This is a genomic window from Haloterrigena salifodinae (assembly GCF_003977755.1).
In the GTDB taxonomy this organism is placed as follows: Archaea; Halobacteriota; Halobacteria; order Halobacteriales; family Natrialbaceae; genus Haloterrigena; species Haloterrigena salifodinae.
Genome location: NZ_RQWN01000005.1, coordinates 205,488 through 229,432 on the forward strand (window position 1 = coordinate 205,488; position 23,945 = coordinate 229,432).

The window sequence follows — 23,945 nt, forward strand, 5'->3', positions numbered from 1 at the left end:
GTCAGAAATCACTCAGTCCAGTCTGTTCGCTCTCGGTGCCGCTACCGCCGCTCGAGGGACGATCGGTCGTCGTTCGGTCCGTCGCGTCGGTCTCACGAGAGTCGGATTCGGATCCAGATTTAGAACCCGAGACGCCGGTCCTCGAGGGAGAGTCTCTCGAGCTAGCGTCCGCTCGCGGCGCGTCCTGAAGTCGCTCGTAGACGTGCCAGAGTGCCCGACAGTCGTCCTCGCAGTAGGCCTCGTGGCGGTCCCACTCCAGTTCCGCGCCCGTGCGCATGAACCGCTGGTAGGCCGCGGCCGTCGCTGCGCCGTCGAGTCCCGTCGCCGCGTCCTCGTAACCCAGAGCTTCGGCGACAGCCTCGAGTTTGTTGGTCCGGCCGGGCAGCAGGGCGTTGTCGCTTTTCACGGCCCAGAGGTAGAGATCGAACTTGGGGATCGACTCCCACTCGTCGGCGTAGTAGGGGACGTGCTTCGCGATGAATGCGCCCAGATGCCGGTAGTCGAATCCCCAGCCGTTCCACGTGAGCAGCGCACGGTCCGGGTGCATTCCCAGCAACCAGTCGCAGAAGGCCCCGAGCACCGAGGCCGGATCCGTCGGATCGTCGCGCTCGACGAACGCCCGGTAGGTATCTGCAACGGGGTCGTAGACGCCGATCTGCCAGATAATCGTCGGCGAGAGGCCGTCGGTCTCGATGTCCACGCACAGCGGCGGCGTCGACCAGTCCGCGCCCGGCAGCGACTCGTCGGTGAGCCGACGGGGCTCGCCGGTCTCGAGCACCCGCGCGTGTTTGTGCATCGTCCGGGCGCCGTCGCGGCCGACGTTCGGCAGCCCAGCGAGCGTCTCGAGCGGCGTCTCGAGTAGTTCCTCTCGAGTCGTCACGCCGCGCTCTGCGAGTCGTTCGGCCGTTTTCGGACCGATGCCGGAGACGGCCTCGAGGCCGAAGTCGGTCACGTCGTGCGTCTCGACGCGCTCGACGCCGTCGGGAGCGAGCGTCAGCACTGCGATCGATCGAGAGCGACCATACCCCTCGACGGGGCCGGCACCCCGAACGCGGACGGAGATGCAGTCCTCGTCGAGCGGTTCGACGCCGGCGCGTAGTTCGTGGTCGACGCTGCGGACCGCGCCAGTTCCGGGCTCGAGGTGCCACAACTCGTCGTATTCCGCCGGCTCGGTTCCCGTCAAGAGGGTCGTAACTGTTCCCGCCGGGAGTGCGCTTGCCAGCGTCTCGGCGCCCTCGAGGCTGGTCTCGAGGGCCGTCGGCCGGACGGTCGTCGCCACGTCGTCGCAGACGAGCGCAGTGCGGTCGTCTCCATCCCCAAGCGTGCTCGAGGCGGATTCGGGATCCGAGCGGAGCACCCGGAGGCTCTGGGCGACGGCGATCTCGAGTTCGGCTCCGTCGCCGTCGGCGATCACGTGACGGTGAACCGGCTCGTTTCCGCCGGTCTCGAGCGGCGGGTGAAATGCCGGCGCATCGAACGCGCTGCGAGCCCGGGCGAACGCCTGCGGCTTGCGGGCCGGCCCCAGCACCCAGATGGCGTCGGGCTCGAGGGTCCGATCGATGTCCTCGAGGGTCGCGACGGGGCGGTCGGCCAGCGCCGACGGCGGAAGGGCGAGAAGGCGGACGCCGGCTCGAGCGGTCATTGATGGTCGGGAGGCGGGCGGCGACAAAGAGGGTTTGGACACCGGAGTGAAAGTGATGTGACTCGAGCGTCGGGAAACGCGAACGCATTTTACGGAGCCGTTCCGAACAGGGTGACAATGCAACAGTACCTCGAGCTAGTCGACACGGTTCTCTCGGAGGGTACCTACAAGCCCAACCGGACCGGCGTCGACACGATTTCGTCGTTCAGCGAACACTATGAGGTGGATCTCCAGGAGGGCTATCCCCTGCTCACGACCAAGCAGATGGACGGCTACCGCTGGAACTCGATGCTCCACGAAGTCTGCTGGTATCTCTCCGGCGAGGAGCACATCCGCAACCTCCGAGATGAGACCAAGATCTGGAACGCGTGGGCCGACGAGGAGGGCCGACTCGACACTGCCTACGGCCGCTTCTGGCGTCGGTTCCCGATCCCAGAAGACGAGGCGCAACTCGAGGGCGAGTCCTGGCCCGACGACGCCCAGCAGTGGGTCACCGTCGAGGACGACGGTCGCCGCACGTTCGACCAACTCCAGTACGTCATCGACACGCTCTCGGATTCGCCCAACTCGCGCCGGCTCGTCGTCAACGCCTGGCATCCCGCCAACGCGGCCGTCTCGACGCTTCCTCCGTGTCACTACTCCTTCGTCTTCAACGTGCAGGGCGACCGCCTGAACTGCCACTTGACCCAGCGCTCGGGCGACACCGCGCTGGGAATTCCCTTTAATATCGCCGCGTACGCGCTGCTGACCAAAGTCATCGCCCAGCAGACCGGCTTCGAACCGGGTACGTTCGCCCACACCGTCGTCGACACGCACGTCTACTGCGGCCGCGGCGACCGCGGCGAGTGGTACGCCGACAACCTCGAGGCGCTCCAGTCTCGTCTTGACGATGTCGACAACCGCGAGGACTACCTCGAGGTCAAGGCGTGGCTCGAGTCCGAGGCCCCCGACGAAGCCGGGGACGACGAGCGACTCGACCACGTGCCGGGGCTACTCGAGCAGTTATCCCGAGAGCCCCTCGAGCGGCCGACGCTCGAGGTGGCCGACGTCTCGATCGACGAACTGGCCTACGAGGACGTCGAACTGAAGAGCTACGAGTCCCACGAGGGCATCGAGTTTTCAGTGGCCGAATGACCGCTGACGAGACAGTTCCGCCCGAGACCGACCGCGAACTCGTCGGCATCGTCGCCGTCGCCGACAACGGCGTCATCGGGAAGGACGGCGACATGCCGTGGCATATCCCCGCGGACTTACAGCACTTCAAGGAGACCACGATGGACCACCCGGTGATCATGGGCCGGGTCACCTACGAGGGGATCCTCAAGGCACTGGGCAAACCGCTGCCCGGTCGGACGACGGTGGTTCTGACGAGTCGGGACCTCGAGACGCCCGAGAACGCCGTGGTCGCAGGGAGCCTCGAGGAAGCGCTCGAGACGGCGGAGACGGCCGCGCGAGAACGCCACGATGGCGCGGACCGGATCTTCGTTGCCGGCGGCGCGACCGTCTACGAGCAGTTCCTGCCCGCACTCGATCGCCTGATCGTGACCGAGGTCCACGAGGAACCCGACGGGGACACCCGGTTCCCCGACTGGAACCGTGAGGACTGGCGCGTCGTCGCTCGCGACGAGCGCGACGGGTTCGGCTTCGTCGAGTACGCTCGATCGGATTGACTGTGCGATTCTCTCCCTGAGCACAACGTTCACATTCGCTGTGATATGAGGCGAATATTGCGCCCTTTCTGTAACTCGTCCAGAATAGCGCCTCGATCGAGACGATTCACAAACCGAGAAGCCGCTATACCGTCAAATGTAGGGCGTATATAGCCTCTACCTCGGAATCTCGCTAGATTCAAATGTCGCGGTCCCCAAGGTGTCGTAATGTCAAACGATTCACTCTCTGACGCCGTCCGGGAGTTCGAACACGACGGCGAGACGTACAAAATGGCCGATCTCACGGTCCTCGAGGAACAGGGGCTCTGCGAACTCGAGAAACTGCCCGTGAGCGTCCGGGTGTTGCTCGAGTCGGTGCTTCGAAACGCGGCGACCGACGGCGACACCGTCGACGCCGACGCCGTCCGCGCGGCGGCCGCGTGGGAGCCCGACGTGCCGGACGCGGAGGTACCGTTCACGGTCTCGCGGGTCGTCCTGCAGGACCTGACCGGCGTGCCCGCGGTGGTCGACCTCGCGGCGCTGCGCTCGGCCGCCGAACGCGAGGGCGTTGACCCGACGGTCGTCGAACCCGAAGTCCCCTGTGACCTCGTGATCGACCACAGCGTGCAGGTCGACCACTTCGGCAGCGCGGACGCCTACGAGAAGAACGTCGAGATCGAGTACGAGCGCAACGAGGAGCGCTACCGCGCGATCAAGTGGGCCGAAGGGGCCTTCGAGGACTTCAACGTCGTCCCGCCGGGGACGGGAATCGTCCACCAGGTCAACCTCGAGCACCTCGGCCGCGTCGTCCACGAGCGCGAAGTGAACGGCGAGCAGTGGCTGCTGCCCGACACGCTCGTCGGCACCGACAGCCACACGCCCATGATCGGTGGCATCGGCGTCGTCGGCTGGGGCGTCGGCGGCATCGAGGCCGAGGCCGCCCTCCTCGGCCAGCCGATCAACATGTCGCTACCGGAGGTCGTCGGCGTCCGTCTCTCGGGCGAACTCCCCGAAGGAGCCACGGCGACGGACCTCGTGCTCCACATCACCGAGACGCTCCGCGAGGTCGGCGTCGTCGACAAGTTCGTCGAGTTCTACGGTCCCGGCGTCTCGCAGCTCTCCGTCGCGGATCGGGCGACTATCTCGAATATGGCCCCCGAGCAGGGGTCGACGATCAGCATGTTCCCCGTCGACGAGAAGACCCTCGAGTATCTCGAACTGACGGGTCGCGACGAGGATCACGTCGAACTCGTCCGCGAGTACCTCGAGGCTCAAGGGCTGTTCGGCGATCAGGAGCCCGAATACACCGAGACCGTCGAGTTCGACCTCGGCGACGTCGAACCCAGCCTCGCGGGCCACAAGAAGCCCCACGACCGGATCCCGATGGGTGACTTAGACGAGCACTTCCCGAGCTTGCTCGAGGAGCAGGGCGTCATCGGACCGGGTGGCGAACCAGCGATCGGCGACGGCGGCGGTGCTGCCGCAGACGACGCGACCGCGTCCGGTCCCGGCCTCGCCTTAGGCGAGAAAGTCCCCGTCGAACTCGAGGACGGCACGGAGATCGAGATCGGCCACGGCGACGTGCTCGTCAGCGCCATCACCTCCTGTACGAACACCTCGAACCCCTCCGTCATGGTCGCCGCCGGCCTGCTCGCGCGCAACGCGGCCGAGCGGGGACTCGAGGTACCCGACTACGTCAAGACCAGCCTCGCGCCCGGCAGCCGAGTCGTCACGGAGTACCTGGAGCGAGCGAACCTGCTCGACGACCTCGAGGAACTGGGTTACCACGTCGTCGGCTACGGCTGTACGACCTGTATCGGCAACTCCGGACCGCTGCCTGCACCGATCGAGGACGCCATCGACGAGCACGACCTCTGGACGACCAGCGTCCTCTCGGGCAACCGCAACTTCGAGGCCCGCATCCACCCGAAGATCAAGGCCAACTACCTCGCTAGCCCGCCGCTGGTCGTCGCCTACGGCCTCGCGGGGCGGATGAACATCGACCTCGAGCACGAACCGATCGGCACCGACGACGACGGCGAGGCGGTCTACCTCGAGGACGTCTGGCCCGACAGCGAGGAGATCCGACGGACGATCCACGAGAGCGTCTCGCCGGAGCTGTTCGAAGAGAAGTACGCCAGCGTTTACGAGGGCGACGACCGCTGGGAGGCGCTGGATGCGCCCACTGGCGACGTCTACGACTGGGACAACGAATCGACGTACATCCGCGAGCCGCCGTTCTTCCAGGATTTCCCGCTCGAGGCCCCCGGCGTCGAGAACGTCGAGGGAGCCCGCGCGCTGCTCACCCTCGGCGACACGGTCACGACCGACCACATCAGCCCCGCGGGCCTCTTCGGCGAGGATCTGCCCGCCGGCCAGTGGCTCAAAGAGCGCGGCGTCGAACCCCACGAGTTCAACACGTACGGCTCGCGACGCGGCAACCACGAGGTCATGATGCGCGGCACGTTCGCCAACGTCCGCATCAAGAACGAGCTGCTCGACGGCAAGGAGGGCGGCTACACGATTCATCATCCGACGGGCGAAGAGACCACCGTCTTCGAGGCCTCCGAGCGCTACCGCGAGGAGGACACCCCGCTGATCGTCATGGCCGGCGAGGAACTGGGCACCGGCTCGAGTCGCGACTGGGCCGCCAAGGGAACTGACCTGCTGGGCATCCGCGCGACCATCGGCAAGAGCTACGAGCGGATCTACCGCGACAACCTCATCGGCATGGGCGTCCTGCCCCTCCAGTTCGACGACGGCGAGGGCTGGGAAGAACTCGGCCTCGAGGGCGACGAGTACTTCCAGATCGAGGGCTTGGAGGACGGCCTCGAGCCGAACGCCAAACTGACGGTCACCGCTGAAGACGACGAAGGTAACGTAACCGAGTTCGACGTGACCGCACAGGTCGACACCCCGATGGCGGTCGAGTACGTCGAGAACGGCGGCGTCCTCCACCTCGTTCTTCGGCGGCTGCTGCAGGAAGAAGCCGAGTAACGGGCTCGAGCAGCCGTTTATTCGAGCTCCGATCTCTGCTCTCTGCAGCGCCTAGGTCGATCACTCGCGGTGGCACGCGCCGAGTTGCGCCGAACGACCAGTGAGGGGCAACTCGAAGACGCGTGAGGGATGAGCGAGCGGGGCGAGGGATGAACGGAGTGAATCCATCGACGCGAGCGAATCGGTTGGGGAGGGTGTGGCGATTCCCCGTTGCCACGATAGCACCCGTTGCCCCCGCAGAAAGCGACGTCCCTCAAATCCGATTCTCTCCCTCGTACCGCGGCCTTTTACAACTGACAGCCGTACGCGAAACCATGACCGATCCGACCGCGCGCAATCGGCTCGAGGAGGAGGAGAGCCCCTACCTGCGCCAGCACGCGGACAACCCCGTCAACTGGCAGCCCTGGGACGAACAGGCCCTCGAGGCCGCGAAAGAACGCGACGTGCCGATCTTCCTCTCGATCGGCTACTCGGCGTGTCACTGGTGTCACGTCATGGAAGACGAGAGCTTCGAGGACGACGACGTCGCCGACGTGCTTAACGAGAACTTCGTCCCGATCAAGGTCGACCGCGAGGAGCGCCCGGACATCGACAGCATCTACATGACCGTCGCCCAGCTCGTCTCCGGCCGGGGCGGCTGGCCGCTGTCGGCGTGGCTCACGCCGGAGGGGAAACCGTTCTTCGTCGGGACCTACTTCCCGAAGGAGAGCCAGCGCAACCAGCCCGGCTTCCTCGAGCTCTGCCAGCGGATCAGCGACTCCTGGGAGAGCGGGGAGGACCGCGAGGAGATGGAACACCGCGCCGACCAGTGGACCGAGGCCGCGAAGGACCGCCTCGAGGAGACCCCAGACGGCGCAGGCGCCACAGGAGGCGCCGCCGAGCCGCCGTCGAGCGAGGTTCTCGAGACGGCGGCGAACGCCGTCCTCCGGAGCGCCGACCGCCAGTACGGCGGCTTCGGCTCCGGCGGCCCGAAGTTCCCCCAGCCCTCGCGACTCCACGTCCTCGCCCGCGCGTACGATCGGACCGGCCGCGAGGAGTACCTCGAGGTGATCGAGGAAACCCTCGACGCGATGGCCGCGGGCGGGCTCTACGACCACGTCGGCGGCGGCTTCCACCGCTACTGCGTCGACAAGGACTGGACGGTCCCTCACTTCGAGAAGATGCTGTACGACAACGCCGAGATTCCGCGGGCATTCCTCGCCGGCTACCAGCTCACCGGCGAGGAGCGCTACGCCGAGGTCGTCGCGGAAACGCTCGACTTCCTCGAGCGCGAACTCACCCACGACGAGGGCGGCTTCTTCAGTACGCTCGACGCCCAGAGCGAGGACCCCGAGACCGGCGAGCGCGAGGAGGGGGCGTTCTACGTCTGGACGCCCGACGAGGTCCGCGAGGTCCTCGAGGATGAGACCACTGCTGACCTCTTCTGTGCTCGCTACGACATCACCGAGTCTGGCAACTTCGAGGGGCAGAACCAGCCCAACCGCGTGCGCTCGCTCGAGTCGCTGGCCAACGAGTACGACCTCGCAGAAGACGAGATCGAAGACCAGCTCGAGGACGCCCGCGAGCGGCTGTTCGAGGCCCGAGAACAGCGCCCGCGCCCCAACCGCGACGAGAAGGTGCTGGCCGGCTGGAACGGCCTCATGATCAACGCGTGCACGGAGGCCGCGCTCGTCCTCGGGAACGACGAGTACGCCGAGCAGGCCGTCGACGCCCTCGAGTTCGTTCGGGATCGACTTTGGGACGCGGAGGAACAGCGACTCAACCGGCGCTACAAAGACGGAGACGTCAAGGTCGACGGCTACCTCGAGGACTACGCTTTCCTCGCTCGCGGGGCCCTCGGCTGCTATCAGGCCACCGGCGACGTCGACCATCTCGCGTTCGCGCTCGATCTGGCTCGCACCATCGAGGACGAGTTCTGGGATGAAGATCAGGGGACCATCTACTTCACCCCCGAGAGCGGCGAGTCGCTCGTGACGCGCCCGCAGGAACTCACCGACCAGTCGACGCCGTCGGCGGCCGGCGTCGCGGTCGAGACGCTGCTCGCGCTCGACGAGTTCGCGGAAGACGACCTCGAGCGCATCGCCGCGACGGTCCTCGAGACCCACGCGAACAAGATCGAGGCCAACTCCATGGAGCACGCCTCGCTGTGTCTGGCCGCCGATCGCCTCGAAGCGGGGGCGCTCGAAGTCACCGTCGCGGCCGACGAATTGCCCGACGGGTGGCGCGATCGGTTCGCCGACGAGTACCACCCCGATCGGCTGTTCGCGCTCCGACCGCCGACTGAAGAGGGACTCGAGGACTGGCTCGGCCGACTGGGGCTCGACGAGGCGCCGCCGATCTGGGACGGTCGCGAGGCCCGCGACGGCGAGCCGACGCTGTACGTCTGTCGCGATCGGACGTGCTCGCCGCCGACCCACGACGTCGAGGACGCCCTCGAGTGGCTGGGTGATAACGCGGCGGTCGAGACCTCGGGAGCGGAATCGCTCGAGGAAGACGAAAGCCCGTTCTGACGGTGCGAGCGAGAGGCGTGCTCGCCCGCCCGCTCATTCGTCCGGCTCGGACGTGGACTCGAGGTCCGCGTCGCCGACGACCGTTCGGTCGGGCGGGGTTGGCGTCGGCGCTCGCCCGAGCGTGAGCAGGCGCTCGGTGCGGGTGATCTCGTCCGCGCTCGGATCGTCCTTTTCGATCTGCTCGAACTCGACGGCCACGCCGTCGGACTCGGCGGCGATCCGAACGGCACACAGCTGATAGGACGGGTAGAACACCGGCGGAAGTATCCCCGCGACGACGTCTCGACGGTGAAGGCGCTTCAGCCACGTCCCGGTGTTGACGAGCACCCCGTCGCCGACCTCCTTCAACAGCGGGCGGTGGGTGTGTCCGTAGCAGAAGACCGCCGTCTCCGGCCGCTCGGCGAACAGCTCGCGGGCGGCCGCCGCGTACGGCTCGTCGGGGTCGACGGTGAGATCCGTCTCGAACACGCCGAACCGATCGACTGTTTTACCGACGTCGCGGAGGACAAAGTAGAGCGGAATTCCCGCGAGCACCAACACGCCCGCGATCGCCGCGTTGACGACGAGGAGGAAGTGGACCGCCTCCCCGACGAGACCCAGCCGGGCGAGCGCCGCGTCCACCGTCTCGACGGGCATCGTCCAGACGCCGGCCACGTCCAGCCCGGCGAGCACCGCGAGCAGGACGCTGATGTTGAGCAACAAAAGGATCGGGATCGCGGCGTACCGCAGGAGGGGGTTCATCTCGCGGTAGAAGTACTTCGAGAGGAGCCAGCGGGGGACCCGCTCGGTCGGCGTCACCGCCTGTACGTCCTTCAACCAGTTGAACCGCCCCCGTTCGGACAGGCGTCCGGCCCTGCTCGTGACGTTCGTATTGTAGTAGTATCCCATCGGCGTCTCGTACGGATTGCCGAAGTCCTCGAACCGATTGTTGGGGTCGCGCTGGTGGCCGTGTTCGAAGTAGATCGTCCGTTCGCCGACCGGTCGGGTGATTGACTCGGCCTGGACGAGGTCGACGTTGTACGCGGCCAACCGCTCGGCGTACTCGTCGTAGGCTGCGAGCTCGTTGTCGTGGTTCCCCGGCAACAGCGTGATCGGGATCGATTCGCCCGTCTCGCGAAGCTGTTCGAACAGTTTGGGGTACCGTTCGGTCAGAACGTCAAACTTCGCCGGCCCGTCAACTTCGGTGAACTCCCACAGCCCGAACGCGTCGCCATTGATGACGAGTTCTGCGTCCTCCTCGGTCGTCGCGAGCCGCTCGAGGAAGTCGAGCAACTCCTGAAGGAAGTCGACCTCGCCCAGCTGTTCGTCGCCGCCGATATGGAGATCGCTGATCACGTAGTAGACCGGATCGTCGGCGTCGGCTGCCATAGCGTTTCACGTCCGACGCCGGAGGGGATAGTGTTGGTCCCCTTAGAGACGAGACGCGCCGCTGTCGGGACGAGTCCGAACGCTACGAAACGGGGTCGAAACGGCCGGAATCGGGACGAGCTGAATCGCTTACTGCAGTTCTTCCTCGAGGCGGTCGGCCAGCCAGATCGCCGGCGGCTGGTCCTCCTCCTCGACGAATCGGGTCACTTCCTCGCCGTCGTCGTTCTCGACGACGACCGTCGGGATGTACTCGACGCCGTACTCCTCGACGCCGGGACCCTGCTTGTCCTCGTCGACGGCGATTTCGTCAATGCGGTCCTCGGGGACGCCCGCGGCATCGAGCGCGGCGCCGAAATCCGGAAGAAGTTTCCGGCAGTCCTTACACCAGTCGCCGCCCCAGACCTTGTACACCAGTTCGTCGTTGTGCGCTTCGAGCGTGTCGATCGCGTCCTCGTAGGAGGCCTCGTCCCACGCGGGATTGGGCTCCATGGTCTCGAGACTCATACTTCCCGATAGCGCGTCCGGGGGCTTAACGACGGTGTTTCCGTCACGGGAACGAATAGCCGGCACGTCCTGCCTGAGTCCAGCACCGGTTTACGTATCGACTTCCTAGGGGTTGCCAATGAAAGGCAGCATCCTGGACACCATCGGCTCGCCGCTCGTCCAGGTCGACTCGCCGGAAGGGGCGACGATCGCTACCAAGATCGAATCGTTCAACCCCGGCGGCTCGGCGAAGGACCGGCCGGCCCGCGAGATGATCCGGGCGGCCGAACGCGAGGGGCGGATCGAACCCGGTGACTGGCTCGTCGAACCGACCAGCGGCAACACCGGCATCGGGCTCGCGCTGGTCGCGGCCGCCCGCGACTACGACCTGACGATCGTCATGCCGGCGGACAAGTCCGAAGAGCGGCGCCGGGTCATGGCCGCCTACGGCGCCGAACTCGAGTTGGTCGAGGGGAACATGGAGGACGCCCGCGCTCGAGCGAACGAACTCGAGGCCGAGGGCGCGATCCAGCTCGGCCAGTTTGAGAACCCCGCTAACCCCGAGGCCCACTACAAGACGACCGGCGAGGAGATCGTCGAACAGGTCGGCGACCGCGAGATCGACGCCTTCGTCGCCGGCGTCGGCACCGGCGGCACGATCTCCGGCACCGGCCGGCGGCTCCGCGAGGAGTTCCCCGACATGGAGATCATCGCCGTCGAACCGGCGCGCAACGCCGTCCTCTCGACCGGCGAATCCGGCAGCGACAACTTCCAGGGGATGGGGCCCGGTTTCGTCAGCGACAACCTCGATCTCGACCTGATTGACCGCGTCGAGACGGTGAAACTCGAGGACGCCGAGGACGAGTGTCGGCGCCTCGCGCGCGACGAGGGCGTCCTCGTCGGCCAGTCCAGCGGCGCGACGAGCCTGGTCTCCCAGCGGATCGCCCGCGAGATCGCCGACCCCGACCTCGACTGCCCGACCGTGTCGGGTGCGTTCGACGAGTCGGCGGCCGCGCCCGAGCCCGACGGAGGCCGGGTCGACGACTGCCCGCTCGTGGTCACGGTCTTCTGGGACAGCGGCGAGCGCTACCTCTCGACGGGCCTGTTCGACTAACGGCCGGTCGCTCGTTCGCTCGAGTCGCCGTACGGACTCCCAATCGTTCGAGACGCGAAAATCGTTCTTTCACCTTGGCGAATGCCTTTTACCGAGCCCCGTCTCCCCTCGAGTAATGACTGACCGGTCGCGACGAACGATCCTCTGCGGGGCCGCCGGACTGATCACTCTCTCCGCCGGCTGTCTCGACGAGGCCGACGTCTCGGACGACGTCGACGGCACCGACGACGTCGACACCGACGAGAGCGAGCCCGAACCGGCTGCGAGCGACGCGCCCAGCGAAGACGACGGCCTCGAGGCGTCCGACACCGTTTCGTTCGACCACAACCAGCCTCGAGAAGCGGACGCGACGTTGCTTCCCAGCGCCGATCGAGCCCGCGGGTGGCTCGCGGACCGCGAACTCAACGGAGAGCGGTACACCGCGTTCGTCGACGAGACGACCTTCGACGACTCGGTCCTGCTCGGCCTCGAGGCGACGGGGCGGTCCCTCGATTACGAGCTGGCACTCGAGACGGTGACCGTCGAGGATGACGGCGACCCGACGCTCGTCGTCGAAGCGGCGGTTCGCGGGGAGTCGGACGAAGAATCGGGCCGTTTGAGCGGCCAGCAGCTGATCGGCGTCGGACAGCTCGTCCGCGCGACGTTCGACGGCGAGCCCGCGACGGACGCGTCCGTGACGATCGTCGACAGCGACGGCGAGTCCATTCAGAAAACGCTCGCCGTCGATAGCGCGAGCGAATCGACCGAAGCGAGCGGGTCTGCTTCCGACGCCGACGGCGCGTAGCAAACCGGTTCCGGTGCGTTCAGTTCTCGGCCGTGGCGTCGCTACGGCGAGTGTTCCGCTTCCGTGAGGCGAACGACGAGCGTCTCGTCGACGTCCCGGAGGTCGTAGGTCGGGAGTTCGCCGCCGGTCCGGCGCACGTACAGTGGTTCGACGAGCCGCCAGCTCGTCGTCTCGGCGCGCGTCTCGTCCGCGTCCGCCGACTCGTCCGACTCGGCGTCGTTCGCCGTCGGTTCGACGGCGTCACTCTCGCTCTCGTCCGCAGATTCAGCTCCGGCGTCGGGATCTGGCCCGACTCGCTCGAGGCCGTAGATCTTGCAGAACTCGGCGGTGTCGGCGGGCTCGAGGTCGCCGTTGCGGAGTTCCGTCGCGAGCGCTCGCGAGAGCCACTCGTCCTCGCTGACGCTCGGCTCTTGGACGAGCGCTGTGTCGACGAACCGGGTGAGATACCAGTTCAGGTCGTTCAGCAGGGAGACGGCCGCGCCGACGCTGACCGTCCGCAGGGAAATCGAGTTCTCGAACGGGCGGCGCAGATCGTACGTCGCGAGGGCCTCGCGGGAGGTCTCCCGGGAGAGGAGTTCGTACTGGAGGTTGCAGTCGGAATCCCCGATGAGACAGACGCGAGTCACTAGTCTGTGGTCGGTGCGTCTGTGTAATGTGGGTTTCGCTCCCTTCCGGCGAGCGCGGTCGACGGGTCGCCGCGGTGCTCGCGGGTCTCGTCGCGTCGTCAACCTCGCTCAGTTCGATTCGGAGAACCGTTCGTCGTCCGCGAACCGACTTCGTTCGCTCACGTCGTCGGGTCCGTCGGTGAACCGATCGATATCGTCGGTGTCGAGTGTCGAGATTGCTGGCGGGAACGTCCTGTCCGATCGTGTACTCGGAGGTCATCCCGCAGTCGTAACACTCGATGACGATATCCGCTTCGTAGGCCAGAATCCCCGCGTCGCTGTTCCCCTCGCAATCCGGACAGCACAGCCAGTCCTGGAACCGATAGTCGATCCCGCTCCTCGAGTTCGAGTTCGATACCGGGCGTCCGCGAGAGCGCCGGTCCGAGGACGAACTCGTCGGGCTCGATCGCGAACTCTAGAACGGAGCTCATGGGGACCAGTTCGGCGGTCGAACCGTAGCTGTTGCTCTCCGATAGCCGCGGACGGACGGCAAACGGCGAGCGTTCGGTATGTGGCGCAACGAACTCTAGCGTGAAAACGGAACGCGACTCGAGGGGGCCGAGTTACAACGCGACGCGGTGACCGATACCGAGGCGGTCAGGGCGCGACCAGGTCCGCGTGCTTCGCCGCTTCTTCGGCCCGCTCGAGGAGGTCGTCGGGCTCGTGTGCGAGCAGCGGCTCGAGGCGGGCGTTGGTCTCGACGCGGTCGGGCGTGACGCGGTTGCAGCCGGCGTCGATCGTCGAGTCGGTGAACGTGCCGATATCGCGGGCCTGAGCGACGATATCCTGCTTGTCGCGGGTCAGCAGCGGGCGGTGGATCGGGAGGTCGGCGGCGCGGCTGGTGACGCCGAGGTTCTGGAGGGTCTGGCTGGACTTCTGGCCGACGGCCTCGCCGGTGACGATCCCGTGGGCGTCGACACGCTCGGCCAGCGTCTCGGCGGCTCGGTAGAAAAAGCGGCGCAGGGAGAGCATCCGCCCCTTGTCCATCTCTCGGACCAGCAGGTCGACCGTCTCGCCACCGGGGATCCGGTAGACGTCCATGTCGAAATTGGGCGCGTACTCGGAGAGGAGCCGAACAGTTTCCATCGCACGCGCCTCGTGATCGATCCCGCCGTAGTCGCCGAGGTCGACGTAGGCCGGCACGATCGGGCTCCCCCGCTTCATGATCTCGTAGGCCGCGACCGGCGAGTCGATCCCGCCGCTGACCAGCGCGACTGCGGGCTCCTGGGAACCGAGCGGCAGCCCGCCCGGACCGGAGCGCTTCTCGAGGTAGACGTAGGTACACTTATCGCGGACTTCGACGCCGAAGGTGACGTCGGGATCGTCGAGGTCGACTTCGGGCTCGAACTCGTCCTCGACGGCGGCCCAGACGGCGTCGCCGCCCTCGCGGGCCAGATCCTCGCTGCTGTAGGGGACGTCCTTGTTCGCCCGACGGGCGTCGACCGCGAACGCGCCGCCGTCGTAACACTCGCGGGCGGCCTCGGTCAGCGCCTCGAGGATTCGCTCCTTCTCGGTGCTGACGGTCAGGGCGGGGCTGGCCGAGACGACGCCGAAGGCGTCGGTCGCCGCGTCGGTTGCCGCCTCGACGGCGTCCTCGGTCGTGTGGATCAGCGGTCGGTTCCACTTGCGCTCGACGTCGCCTGGGATCGAGCGATCCTCGAGGAGGGCCTCGAGGTTCTCGCAGAGGACGTCCACCATGTACCGCTTGACGGTGTTACTTTTGGTGTTGAGATCCCCGTGACGAACGAGGACAGTATCGGCTCCAGGGGGGGACATGAACGTGGATAGCGGGTCGCCCCTATAAGGGGGTTACGAGGCGCGGATTCGAGGGCGGAACGCGGGGAACGAGCCCGGTTCAACTCGCCGACTCGCTGACGGTCGGGCTCACGTGACCGGTGTGGACGTAGATTCCCGCGACGAGGACGACTCCCGCGAGCATCGGGATGACGGCGCTGGCGGCGTAGAGCCCGTCGAATCCGAACCCGAGGTCCTGTATCAGCGGCAAGGAGACGAGCGGCCCGAGTGCGCCGCCGACGTCGCCGAAGACGTTGTTCGTCCCCATCGCGCGGCCGACCCGCTCCTCGGGGGTGAGGTCGGCCAGCAGCGCCGTCAGCGGGCCCCCGACCCCGCCCTGTCCGGCGCCGATCAGGACGCAGGCCAGCACCAGCACCTCGAGGCTCGAGCCGAACGCGAGGACGGCGAAGCCGACGCAGGAGGTGACGAGGAAGCCGAGCATGACGGGGACGCGCGCGCCGACCGAGTCGGAGAGCGCGCCGCCGCCGAGGGTGAACACCGATCCCGACAACACGGTGACGGCCATCAGCATCCCCGAGGATCCCTGCGCGTCGAGCCCGAAGATGGAGATGGCGCGCGCGTCGATCAGGAGCACCAGCGTCGAGAAGAGGACGCCGATGTACGCGAAGTAGAGCCCGAAGTTGACGAGACCGATCGTCAGCGCCGGGAGGCTCCGCTCGACGTCCCAGGGTTTGACCGCGCGCTGTTCGCCCTCGACGTGGGTCTCGGGGACGATCAGGTAGGCGATGACGCTCGCGAGGCCGGCGAAGGAGGCCGCGAGGACGAACGCCGTGACGTTGCCCCAGACGTCGCTGACGACGCCACCCATGACCAGCCCCGCAGGGAACCCGAAGGTGATGCCCGCGCGGACGATCCCCATGCTGGTTCCCCTCGAGTCGGCCTCGCTGACGTCCGCCGTGATCGTGTAGGCGGTCGCGAAGACGAGCGCGCTGCCGACCCCCCAGCAGACGCGGGCGAGCATGAACCAGCCCTCCGGGAACGACGAGACGATGGCGACGACGTAGCCGAACGTCGCCAGTCCCTCGATCGCCAGCCCCGCGACGAACGGCGTCCGGGTGCCGACGCGGTCGATGAGCACGCCCGCCGGCGCGTTGGCCACAAGTCGCGTGATCCGGTTAGCGCTCAGGATCAGGCCGACCAGAAACGGCGAGATTCCCAACACCGCGCCCAAGTTCGGTAGGATCGGAAAGACCACGCCGCCGCCGAAGCCGACGAAGAAGGTACTGGCGACGACGGCGAAGACGACGCGGTTCGAACCGGCGGCGGTGGAGGGAAGTTTCACTGGCGATCGCTCTCGAGTTGTTCGTTCGGAAGACGCTACGTAAACCGCACAGCGTTGGGTCTGAAGGGTCTGTCGGAACCGGCGATGGGGACCGACTCACGGGCTCGTCGCTCGGTTCGAGAAGGGGTAGAGTACTCGACCGCTCAGAACGTCGAGAGTTCGCCGTTGATCACGCGGCGCGTGATCTCGGTGACGTCGGCGAGTTCCTCGTCGACGATCGCCTCGACGTCGCCCTCGACGTCGCCGACCGCGACGCCCTCCTCGGTGACCAGTTCGACGTCGGCGACGTGGGGCCGGTCGATCGGGCGGCCGATCTGGGAGAGCAGGCGCACGCGCAGGTCGCGGATCTCGTCGACGTCGTCGACGACCGACTCGGCGATCTCCGTCGAGAGCAGGTTGTAGATCTTTCCGATGTGGTTGACGGGGTTCTTGCCGCTGGTCGCCTCCATCGACATCGATCGGTTGGGCGTGATCAGGCCGTTGGCGCGGTTACCCCGACCGACGGAGCCGTCGTCGCCCTGTTCGGCGGAGGTGCCTGTCACGGTGAGGTAGATCGAACCCTCGTCGTAGTCGTCGGCGTTGTTGACGTGGACGGCGACCTCGCGGTCGGTGTACTCGCCGGCGATCTCCTCGACGTACGCCTGGACCTCGTCGACGGAGTCGCTGTAGGCGTCCATGTCCGGGACGTACTCGTCGACCATCGCCGCCGCGACGGTGACGTCGATTCGGTCGCCCTCGCGTTTGCCCATGATCTTCACGTCGGGCCCCAGGTACGGATTTTCGTCGGCGAACTCCCCGTTGAGTCGCCGCTCGGCCTCGAGGACGATCCGCTCGGTTTCGGTCAGCGGCGCGTGGCCGACGCCGTAGCTCGTGTCGTTTGCCATCGGCACAGAGACCTCGTCCTCCCCGAAGACCTCCTGGAGGTCGCCGCTGCCCTCGCCGAGCTTGACGTCGACGACGATGTCCTCGCCGAGTTCGAGTTGCGGGATTGTCTCCGAGAGGTAGTCGCGCGCGGCCCGCAGGGCCACCGTCTCGGCGGGAATGGTCTCGCCGTCGTAGTGTTTGGTCGCGCGGCCGACAATCAGGAGATAGATAGGGTCGACGACCTCGCCGCCGCCGAACGCGGGGGCAGCCTCGCCGGCGACCAGTTGCGTCTCGTCGGTGTTGAAGTGAAGTACTTCGCCCACGCGGTCGATGTACTCGCGGGCCAGCGCGCCGGCGACGGCCTCGGCGACCCCGTCGCAGATCGAGTCGGGGTGGCCGATCCCCTTTCGCTCGACGACTTCGACTTCCTGGTCTTCCACTGCCTGGCGGTCGATAGATTCGACCCGAATGTTCCGCTCGCTCATTACCGGGGATTGGCGGAGCGCCGTTCTATAACTTGCGGATATGACTCTCCAGCCCGCTCATAACTGTCAGGAGTTATCGTGCGTCCAGCCGTCACAAACGGGTCGACTCAGGACTCGAGCAATAGTCCCAGATACGAGGTCCTGAGTTGGTCGTCAGGGTCGAGGTCGAGTCGCTCGAGAACGTCGTAGGCGCCCTCGCGGGCCGACTCGAGATCGTTCTCCTCGGTGACCTCGGTCTCGACCTCGACGTACTCGCCGACGTCGTCGACCGCGTCGAGGGTAACGGTGTACCCCTCGAGCCAGTAGCGCTCGCGTTCCTTGCGGACCGTCGCGGCCGCCTCGAAGCCGAGGCTCGTCAGGACGGCGTCCATCGTCTCGCCGTCGTCGACGCCGGTCTCGAACTCCTCGCGGCTCTTTGACTCGTCGTCCAGCAGCGGCCCCTTGTAGGTGATCCGGCTCTCGTCGCCGTCGTCGGACGACTCCCGCCGGATGCGCAGCGCCTCGTCGGTCTCGGGGAACGACCGGTGGGGCGCGTCGTAGTACGTATCCGCCTGCACGACGGTCCGCTTTCGGGTCGCGCCGAGATCCTCGAGGCGGTCCCGGACGGCCTCGAGATCCGCGGAGACCTTCACTTCGACCTCGTACATGGGTGAGCGCACGCGGACCGGCCGTAAGTATCGGTCGTTCTCCTCCTCGCGCAAAAGCGTCGTCCTTAAATGTAGACGGCGGGACGTACAACGTATGACCGAGGAACAGGAGGCCGAGCTCGAGGAGCAGGCCGATGACGTCGAAGCAGAAGCAACAGACGAAGGCGCCGACGAGGCCGAGGGGCTTCAGGAGGGCGACTTCGTCGAACTAGAATATACCGCGTACACCGCTGACGGCGACCAGCTGGTCGACACGACCGATCCCGAGGTCGCCGAAGAAGAGGGTGTCGACGACCAGGGTCAGGAGTTCAAGCCGCGGACGATCGTCCTCGGCGAGGGCCACATCTTCGGCGCCGTCGAAGACGACATCATCGGCTCCGAGCCCGGTGACGAGGGGACCGTAACCGTGTCCGCCGAGGAGGCCTTCGGCGAGTACGACCCCGACGACGTCCAGACCGTCAGCGCCGAGAAGATCGACGAGGACGACCGCTACCCCGGTGCGAACGTCCAGATCGAGGGCGAGCAGGGCTACATCAGCACGATCATCGGCGGCCGCGCCCGCGTCGACTTCAACCACCCGCTGGCCGGCGAGGACGTCGAGTACGAGTACGAGATTCTCGGCGAGGTCGACGACCGCGAAAAGCAGGCCGCCGGCCTGTTCGAGATGTTCCTCGGGATGGAGCCCGAGCTCTGGATCGAGACGGACGAGGTCGAGGAAGAGGTCCCCGTCGAGCCCGACGAGGACGACGAGGACGCCGAACCCGAGTTCGAGACCGAAACCGTCGAGAAAGAGACGCTCTACCTCGAGGCCACGCCCCAGATGACGATGAACCAGCAGTGGATGATGGGCAAACAGCAGATCGGTCAGCAGATCATCGACCAGATCGGCGTCGACCGCGTCATCGTCCAGGAAGTCATCGACGGCATGGGCATGGGCGGAATGGGCGGCATGATGGGCGGTATGGGCGGCATGGGCGGCGGCGACATCGAGGAGGCCCTCGAGGACGCCGACGTCGACGCCGACGAGATCGTCGAAGAGCTCGAAGGCGCCGAGGAGTAACCGCTCGTCCGCTCTCGATTTCGTATCGCGCCGTAACCGACCGTCGTTTTGCGGTCCCTGATCGATACCCGGACGTGCACGTGCGCGGATCGGATTTTTCGCCCGCAGGCCCGTACCGCGTCATCGACGGATGGTCGATTCGACTGGCGAGAGCGACGCGAACCCGGTCTCCGGCATCGGGATCGACGATCTAAAACAGTGGATCCTGCTCGACGGCAATCGGTTCCTGCTCGCGGCGGTTCTCGCTGCCGCGTTCGCGCTGGCGTTGCTGTCCCTCACGATCAGCAACCTCGCGCCGCTGGCCGACCCCCAGTCGCTGTTCGACGCATTCAGCGGGCTGATCTCGGGGAACTTCACGCTGATCACGGTCGTCGTCTCGATCAATCAGCTGTTGCTCTCACGGGAGCTGAAGTCGCCGGGCGAACTCGAGTCCGAAATCGAGGAGACCGCTGACTACCGCGAGGTGGTCGAGTCGGTCACGAACCGGCCCGTGCCGGCGGAGCCACGACGACGCGCTGTCCGACGAGACCGACGCCACGATCGACGACCTGCTCGATCGGCTACGAGAGATTGACATCGCGCGTCAGTACTTCAAGTCGGTCTACCTGCAGATCGAGCTCTCTCGACTCTCCCGGAACCTCCTCTACGCCGGGGTTCCAGCCGTCGCCGTCGCTCTCGGAATGCTGTTCTCGTTGGCCGGGCTGTCGGGGCCGACGTTCGGGCGACCGCTCCAGCGGATCGTGTTTCCGATCGCCGCGGCGGTGGGCTCGTTCCCCGCGCTGCTGTTCGCGTACATTCTGCGAACGGCGACAGTGACCGAGCGGACGGTCGCGATCACGCCGTTCACGCCGCCCGAACAGGCGGTGTAGCGGACGACTGGCCCCGCCGCGTTCGGCCCCCGATCACGCGATGTCCCGACTCGTGTCGATCGCTACTTCCTCGGTCAACTCGAGCTTGATCGCCTCGGTCGGCTGGCTGCCGCCGCGGAACTTGGGGACCGTGAGGTGGTTCTCGAGGTCCGTGCCGGCGATTTCAGTCCGGAGGTCGAAGACGGCGTCGGCGGTGTGGTACGTCCGTGATCGGTTCGCCGGCTCGTCGCCACCTTTCAGACAGTGGAGGACGGCGATCGAGCCGGTCTCGAGCATCTGGGATTTGAGGTCGTTGAGAAACGCGACGTAGTCGTCAGTGTCGGTCCGCTCGAGGATGTCCATCGTGTCGATGATGAGGTTCGCACCGTCCGGGAGCGCGCCGATGAGCCGGGTCGCCTCCTCGAGGGGGGCGTCGCCGGTGACGTGGCGGACGGTCGGGCTGCCGACCTCCGAGGGGGAGCTCTCGATCGCGTGACGGACGGCGTCGTCGGAACGCTCGGTCGTGAGATAGAGTGTACCGCGGGCGGCGGTGAGCTCGTAGAGGAGCAGCTCCGACTGGCTGGCCGGATCGGCGGTATACGCGACGATACACCCCGGTGGGAGCCCACCGTCGAGCTTTCGATCCAGCACGTCGATCCCGGTGTCCAGCCGACCGACCATACAATTGAAACCAATTACCGAAGCGCCCGCATAACTCTTTGGCTTCCGTTTAGTTCGCGATCGAGAGACTGTTGCACGATCGGTTCGGTTCGCGGCGTCGTCGCCGAAGGGAGAGATTCAAGGTGGAGGCAGGTCCCAACACGAACGAATGCGCCACGATCACCTCATCACGAGCAAACAACTTACGCGGGAGGATATCGAAACCATCCTCGACCGCGCGGCCGAGATCGACGCCGACCCGTCGGCCGTCGCCGACCGGCACACGAACACGTTGCTCGGCCTCCTCTTTTTCGAACCGAGCACGCGAACGAAGATGAGCTTCGAGACCGCGATGAAACGCCTCGGCGGCGACGTCGTCGACATGGGATCGGTTGAGTCCTCGAGCGTCAAGAAGGGGGAGACGCTCGCCGACACCGTCCGGGTCATCGAGGGGTACACCGACGCGCTCGTCCTACGACACCCGAAACAGGGGTCGGCGACGATGGCCAGCGAGTTCGTCGACGTCCCGCTGGTCAACGCGGGCGACGGGGCGGGCCACCACCCGAGCCAGACGATGCTCGACCTCTATACGATCCGGGAGAACGCCGGGCTGGACGACCTCACGATCGGGATCATGGGCGATCTGAAGTACGGACGAACCGTCCACTCGCTGGCCCACGCGCTGACGAACTTCGACGCCCAGCAACACTTCATCAGCCCGGAGAGCCTCCGACTGCCCCGCGAGGTCGTCTACGACCTTCACCAGGAAGACGGCGGTGCTGGTATCCGCGAACACGAGTCACTCGAGGAGGTCCTCCCGTCGCTGGACGTCCTCTACGTCACCCGGATCCAGCGCGAGCGGTTCCCCGACGAGCAGGAGTACCAGAAGGTCGCCGGCGAGTACCAGATCGGAACCGAGACGCTCGAGGCGGCCGGCGACGATCTGACTATCATGCACCCGCTGCCCCGCGTCGACGAGATCGCGCCGGAGATCGACGAGACCGACCACGCGGCCTACTTCGAGCAGGCCCACAACGGCGTGCCGGTCCGGATGGCGCTGCTGGATCTGCTCTTGAGCGACGACGGGGCGGCCGACCGACGCGGAGGTGAGTCTGATGAGTGACGACCACAATCACCACGACGGTGACGATCACGAACTGCGAGTCAGCAAGATCCGAAGCGGGACCGTGATCGACCACGTCCGCGGGGGGCAGGCGCTGAACGTGCTAGCGATCCTCGGCATCGACGGCAGCGAAGGCGAGGAGGTTTCCGTCGGCATGAACGTCCCGTCGGACCGACTCGCGCGCAAGGACATCGTGAAGGTCGAGGGTCGGGAACTTAGCCAGGACGAGGTCGACGTTCTTTCGCTGATCGCGCCGGACGCGACGATCAACATCGTCCGCGACTACGAAGTGATCGAGAAACACCGCGTCGAGCCGCCGGAGATCGTCGAGGGCGTGCTGTCCTGTCCGAACGCCGGCTGTATCACGACCAGCGGCGAACCGGTCGACTCCCGATTCGAGGTGCTCGAAGACGGCGTTCGGTGTGACTACTGCGGCACGATCGTCCGGGACGAGATCGCCTCGCTAATCGACACTTGAGCCCGCTTCCGGCGACTCCGCGAACGGCGACGATTCGCTAGAACCGGCAATCATTTCTTCGTTTCTAGAGAGTCATCCAGAATATCTAAGTGGTAGCCGGGCGACCGGTAGACTGTACATGTCCCGTACAGTGAAGCTCCTGGTTGCCCTGTTCGCTATCGTCGTCCTCTGGAAAGTCGTCAGCAGCGGCTCTTCTGACGTCGATATCGAGGAAATCGAGTACGAACCGGCCGAATAACACCCGTTTACCGCTCGAGGGCGAGTCGGCGGTCGTCGCTCGGCGACCGCCGACGGTTCCTCTCTGAGCCGATGACTCGTCGGCTCGGTTCCCGTTCGAATCCGAACGGCTTACAGGAACGGCGCCGTACGCTGAGCTATGTACGGCGTCGTCACGCGTAACGCTGAAGAGGTCCGCTGGCCGGAGTTCGACCGCGGTTTCTACGAGGTCAAAGACGTGACCGGCCGGTCCGCCGAACCCATCGAGGACGGCGTAAATATGGTCTCCTGTTTCGGCGACAACGCCGCCGCGGACGCCGACCCGTCGCTGGTCCCTGTTGACGACATGGGTCGTCCGGCCGACCGCGAGCGGGAGTACTTCGACTGGGCCTACATCTGCCCCTGCCGGGAGGATTACCGCGAGGGGCTGTTCGAGATCATCGACGACTGCGTCGAGGCGAACCCGGATGTCCGACTCGACGATATCGGCTTCCCGCGCGCCGAGTACTGTCGCTGCGGCGTCTGCGAGCAGCGCTTCGCGGACAGCGAGTACGACGACCGGGGCCAGTGGCGCGCGAGCGTCATCACGGAGTTCGTCGCCGATGCCGTCGACCGCATCCCTGGCGACGTCTACATGACCCTCTACCCCGATCCCTACCCCGGCCACCTCTACGAGCGGGCCGGCATCGACCTCGAGGCCCTCGAGGAGTACGTCGACGAGTTCGTCGTCCCCCTCTACGATACCGCCTACGAAACGACCTACTGGCTCGAGACAATCGCGAAGGGGTTCGAGAGCGCGCTCGAAACGCCGTTCAATATCGAATTGTACGCGGTAAACGTCGACGTCGACAACCTGATCCACGCCCTCGAGGTCGCTGAGGCGTACGGCAACGGCGTCTTCTTCGGTTACGAGGCCAGCAACGCGCGGGCGGCGCTGCGACGGCGACGGGCCGACGAGCGCGAGGGGGTCACCCACGGCGAACCGAGTTCCGACTCGTAGTCCGCTCGCTCGGTCTCGAGCGGGCCGTCCAAGCGAACATTACCGCGCCGGTCGTCGCTATTGTGGCTGATTATCACCTGCTCCAGTAGTGATGTTGGAATAACACTATTGGACGACGCATCCGGCGATATGCCGCGCTCGTTGCGCTTCGTTTCCCGCCCTCGATCGACCGTACGACGCTGTTTCAGGAGTTGGTCGTGGCCTACTGTGCGGAACTGACGAGGCCCTTTATTGCGGTTTCCCTCGCCGTGCCGG

Annotated in this window: 21 protein-coding genes; 12 read left to right on the forward strand and 9 right to left on the reverse strand. The window is 66.3% G+C overall.

Features of this window, described 5'->3' with window-relative positions; genetic code table 11:
- Position 1: 1 nt before the first annotated feature.
- Entirely contained in the window at positions 2-1,642 is a 1,641-nt protein-coding gene (locus EH209_RS21150; protein WP_126664791.1) for a ribonuclease H-like domain-containing protein, read from the reverse strand.
- 117 nt (positions 1,643-1,759) lie between these two features.
- Here EH209_RS21150 and thyA point away from each other — a divergent pair, with 117 nt between their 5' ends.
- From thyA to EH209_RS21170, 4 genes are all read left to right on the forward strand, one after another.
- Positions 1,760-2,776 carry a thymidylate synthase gene (gene thyA, locus EH209_RS21155; protein ID WP_126664792.1) on the forward strand — a complete coding sequence of 339 codons (1,017 nt, stop codon included), beginning with the start codon at positions 1,760-1,762 and terminating at the stop codon, positions 2,774-2,776.
- A complete protein-coding gene (locus EH209_RS21160; protein WP_126664793.1) occupies positions 2,773-3,312 on the forward strand; it encodes a dihydrofolate reductase in 540 nt (179 codons plus the stop codon). Before thyA ends, EH209_RS21160 begins: the two co-directional genes overlap by 4 nt.
- Positions 3,313-3,519: 207 nt before the next feature.
- A complete protein-coding gene (gene acnA / locus EH209_RS21165; protein ID WP_126664794.1) occupies positions 3,520-6,288 on the forward strand; it encodes an aconitate hydratase AcnA in 2,769 nt (922 codons plus the stop codon).
- 314 nt (positions 6,289-6,602) lie between these two features.
- Positions 6,603-8,798: a thioredoxin domain-containing protein gene (locus tag EH209_RS21170; protein WP_126664795.1), complete on the forward strand. Its 2,196-nt coding sequence runs from the start codon at positions 6,603-6,605 to the stop codon at positions 8,796-8,798.
- 33 nt (positions 8,799-8,831) lie between these two features.
- Here the strand turns inward: EH209_RS21170 and EH209_RS21175 are convergent, their stop codons facing one another.
- Together EH209_RS21175 and EH209_RS21180 are read right to left on the reverse strand one after the other, a co-directional pair.
- Positions 8,832-10,166, reverse strand: coding sequence for a metallophosphoesterase (locus tag EH209_RS21175; protein ID WP_126664796.1), 1,335 nt, complete (start codon positions 10,164-10,166; stop codon positions 8,832-8,834).
- Between the two features lie 129 nt (positions 10,167-10,295).
- Positions 10,296-10,670, reverse strand: coding sequence for a TlpA family protein disulfide reductase (locus tag EH209_RS21180; protein WP_126664797.1), 375 nt, complete (start codon positions 10,668-10,670; stop codon positions 10,296-10,298).
- Positions 10,671-10,788: 118 nt separating this feature from the next.
- Here EH209_RS21180 and EH209_RS21185 point away from each other — a divergent pair, with 118 nt between their 5' ends.
- On the forward strand, positions 10,789-11,763 hold the full coding sequence (locus tag EH209_RS21185) for a PLP-dependent cysteine synthase family protein (protein WP_126664798.1): 975 nt from the start codon (positions 10,789-10,791) through the stop codon (positions 11,761-11,763).
- Positions 11,764-11,878: 115 nt separating this feature from the next.
- Positions 11,879-12,547 carry a hypothetical protein gene (locus EH209_RS21190; protein WP_126664799.1) on the forward strand — a complete coding sequence of 223 codons (669 nt, stop codon included), beginning with the start codon at positions 11,879-11,881 and terminating at the stop codon, positions 12,545-12,547.
- Between the two features lie 41 nt (positions 12,548-12,588).
- Here the strand turns inward: EH209_RS21190 and EH209_RS21195 are convergent, their stop codons facing one another.
- The 5 genes from EH209_RS21195 to cyaB form a co-directional block, all read right to left on the reverse strand.
- Positions 12,589-13,173 (reverse strand): DUF5804 family protein, encoded by a 585-nt coding sequence (locus EH209_RS21195; RefSeq protein WP_126664800.1) that lies wholly within the window; start codon positions 13,171-13,173, stop codon positions 12,589-12,591.
- A gap of 636 nt (positions 13,174-13,809) precedes the next feature.
- Positions 13,810-14,988, reverse strand: coding sequence for a tRNA sulfurtransferase (locus EH209_RS21205; protein WP_126664801.1), 1,179 nt, complete (start codon positions 14,986-14,988; stop codon positions 13,810-13,812).
- 79 nt (positions 14,989-15,067) lie between these two features.
- Complete coding sequence (locus EH209_RS21210) at positions 15,068-16,309, reverse strand: MFS transporter (RefSeq protein WP_126664802.1); 1,242 nt, start codon at positions 16,307-16,309, stop codon at positions 15,068-15,070.
- A gap of 143 nt (positions 16,310-16,452) precedes the next feature.
- Positions 16,453-17,658 carry a methionine adenosyltransferase gene (locus EH209_RS21215; protein WP_126664803.1) on the reverse strand — a complete coding sequence of 402 codons (1,206 nt, stop codon included), beginning with the start codon at positions 17,656-17,658 and terminating at the stop codon, positions 16,453-16,455.
- A gap of 107 nt (positions 17,659-17,765) precedes the next feature.
- Entirely contained in the window at positions 17,766-18,305 is a 540-nt protein-coding gene (cyaB, locus tag EH209_RS21220; protein WP_126664804.1) for a class IV adenylate cyclase, read from the reverse strand.
- 94 nt (positions 18,306-18,399) lie between these two features.
- Between cyaB and EH209_RS21225 the strand changes: the two genes are divergently transcribed.
- The 3 genes from EH209_RS21225 to EH209_RS24825 all read left to right on the forward strand — a co-directional run bounded on the left by EH209_RS21225 (position 18,400) and on the right by EH209_RS24825 (position 20,234).
- Positions 18,400-19,365, forward strand: a complete 966-nt coding sequence (locus tag EH209_RS21225; RefSeq protein ID WP_126664805.1) for an FKBP-type peptidyl-prolyl cis-trans isomerase — start codon at positions 18,400-18,402, stop codon at positions 19,363-19,365.
- A 130-nt stretch (positions 19,366-19,495) separates the two neighbouring features.
- Complete coding sequence (locus EH209_RS24820) at positions 19,496-19,939, forward strand: hypothetical protein (protein ID WP_249038868.1); 444 nt, start codon at positions 19,496-19,498, stop codon at positions 19,937-19,939.
- 106 nt (positions 19,940-20,045) lie between these two features.
- Positions 20,046-20,234: a hypothetical protein gene (locus tag EH209_RS24825; RefSeq protein ID WP_249038869.1), complete on the forward strand. Its 189-nt coding sequence runs from the start codon at positions 20,046-20,048 to the stop codon at positions 20,232-20,234.
- Between the two features lie 33 nt (positions 20,235-20,267).
- On the opposite strand, the gene EH209_RS21235 is transcribed toward EH209_RS24825, so the two are convergent.
- Positions 20,268-20,894, reverse strand: a complete 627-nt coding sequence (locus tag EH209_RS21235; RefSeq protein ID WP_126664806.1) for an RAD55 family ATPase — start codon at positions 20,892-20,894, stop codon at positions 20,268-20,270.
- 148 nt (positions 20,895-21,042) lie between these two features.
- On the opposite strand from EH209_RS21235, the gene pyrB reads away from it, so the two are divergent.
- From pyrB to EH209_RS21250, 3 genes are all read left to right on the forward strand, one after another.
- On the forward strand, positions 21,043-21,996 hold the full coding sequence (gene pyrB, locus EH209_RS21240) for an aspartate carbamoyltransferase (RefSeq protein ID WP_126664807.1): 954 nt from the start codon (positions 21,043-21,045) through the stop codon (positions 21,994-21,996).
- Entirely contained in the window at positions 21,989-22,474 is a 486-nt protein-coding gene (gene pyrI, locus EH209_RS21245; RefSeq protein ID WP_126664808.1) for an aspartate carbamoyltransferase regulatory subunit, read from the forward strand. Before pyrB ends, pyrI begins: the two co-directional genes overlap by 8 nt.
- A gap of 376 nt (positions 22,475-22,850) precedes the next feature.
- Positions 22,851-23,690 (forward strand): hypothetical protein, encoded by an 840-nt coding sequence (locus EH209_RS21250; protein ID WP_126664809.1) that lies wholly within the window; start codon positions 22,851-22,853, stop codon positions 23,688-23,690.
- Positions 23,691-23,945 lie beyond the last annotated feature (255 nt).

Excerpts from the sequence above, each read along its gene's own strand:
- EH209_RS21150 (WP_126664791.1), bottom strand. The coding sequence starts at position 1,642 with ATGACCGCTCGAGCCGGCGTCCGCCTTCTCGCCCTTCCGCCGTCGGCG.
- thyA (WP_126664792.1), top strand. The coding sequence starts at position 1,760 with ATGCAACAGTACCTCGAGCTAGTCGACACGGTTCTCTCGGAGGGTACC.
- EH209_RS21160 (WP_126664793.1), top strand. The coding sequence starts at position 2,773 with ATGACCGCTGACGAGACAGTTCCGCCCGAGACCGACCGCGAACTCGTC.
- acnA (WP_126664794.1), top strand. The coding sequence starts at position 3,520 with ATGTCAAACGATTCACTCTCTGACGCCGTCCGGGAGTTCGAACACGAC.
- EH209_RS21170 (WP_126664795.1), top strand. The coding sequence starts at position 6,603 with ATGACCGATCCGACCGCGCGCAATCGGCTCGAGGAGGAGGAGAGCCCC.
- EH209_RS21175 (WP_126664796.1), bottom strand. The coding sequence starts at position 10,166 with ATGGCAGCCGACGCCGACGATCCGGTCTACTACGTGATCAGCGATCTC.
- EH209_RS21180 (WP_126664797.1), bottom strand. The coding sequence starts at position 10,670 with ATGAGTCTCGAGACCATGGAGCCCAATCCCGCGTGGGACGAGGCCTCC.
- EH209_RS21185 (WP_126664798.1), top strand. The coding sequence starts at position 10,789 with ATGAAAGGCAGCATCCTGGACACCATCGGCTCGCCGCTCGTCCAGGTC.
- EH209_RS21190 (WP_126664799.1), top strand. The coding sequence starts at position 11,879 with ATGACTGACCGGTCGCGACGAACGATCCTCTGCGGGGCCGCCGGACTG.
- EH209_RS21205 (WP_126664801.1), bottom strand. The coding sequence starts at position 14,988 with ATGTCCCCCCCTGGAGCCGATACTGTCCTCGTTCGTCACGGGGATCTC.
- EH209_RS21215 (WP_126664803.1), bottom strand. The coding sequence starts at position 17,658 with ATGAGCGAGCGGAACATTCGGGTCGAATCTATCGACCGCCAGGCAGTG.
- cyaB (WP_126664804.1), bottom strand. The coding sequence starts at position 18,305 with ATGTACGAGGTCGAAGTGAAGGTCTCCGCGGATCTCGAGGCCGTCCGG.
- EH209_RS21225 (WP_126664805.1), top strand. The coding sequence starts at position 18,400 with ATGACCGAGGAACAGGAGGCCGAGCTCGAGGAGCAGGCCGATGACGTC.
- EH209_RS24820 (WP_249038868.1), top strand. The coding sequence starts at position 19,496 with ATGGTCGATTCGACTGGCGAGAGCGACGCGAACCCGGTCTCCGGCATC.
- EH209_RS24825 (WP_249038869.1), top strand. The coding sequence starts at position 20,046 with ATGCTGTTCTCGTTGGCCGGGCTGTCGGGGCCGACGTTCGGGCGACCG.
- EH209_RS21235 (WP_126664806.1), bottom strand. The coding sequence starts at position 20,894 with ATGGTCGGTCGGCTGGACACCGGGATCGACGTGCTGGATCGAAAGCTC.
- pyrB (WP_126664807.1), top strand. The coding sequence starts at position 21,043 with ATGCGCCACGATCACCTCATCACGAGCAAACAACTTACGCGGGAGGAT.
- pyrI (WP_126664808.1), top strand. The coding sequence starts at position 21,989 with ATGAGTGACGACCACAATCACCACGACGGTGACGATCACGAACTGCGA.
- EH209_RS21250 (WP_126664809.1), top strand. The coding sequence starts at position 22,851 with ATGTACGGCGTCGTCACGCGTAACGCTGAAGAGGTCCGCTGGCCGGAG.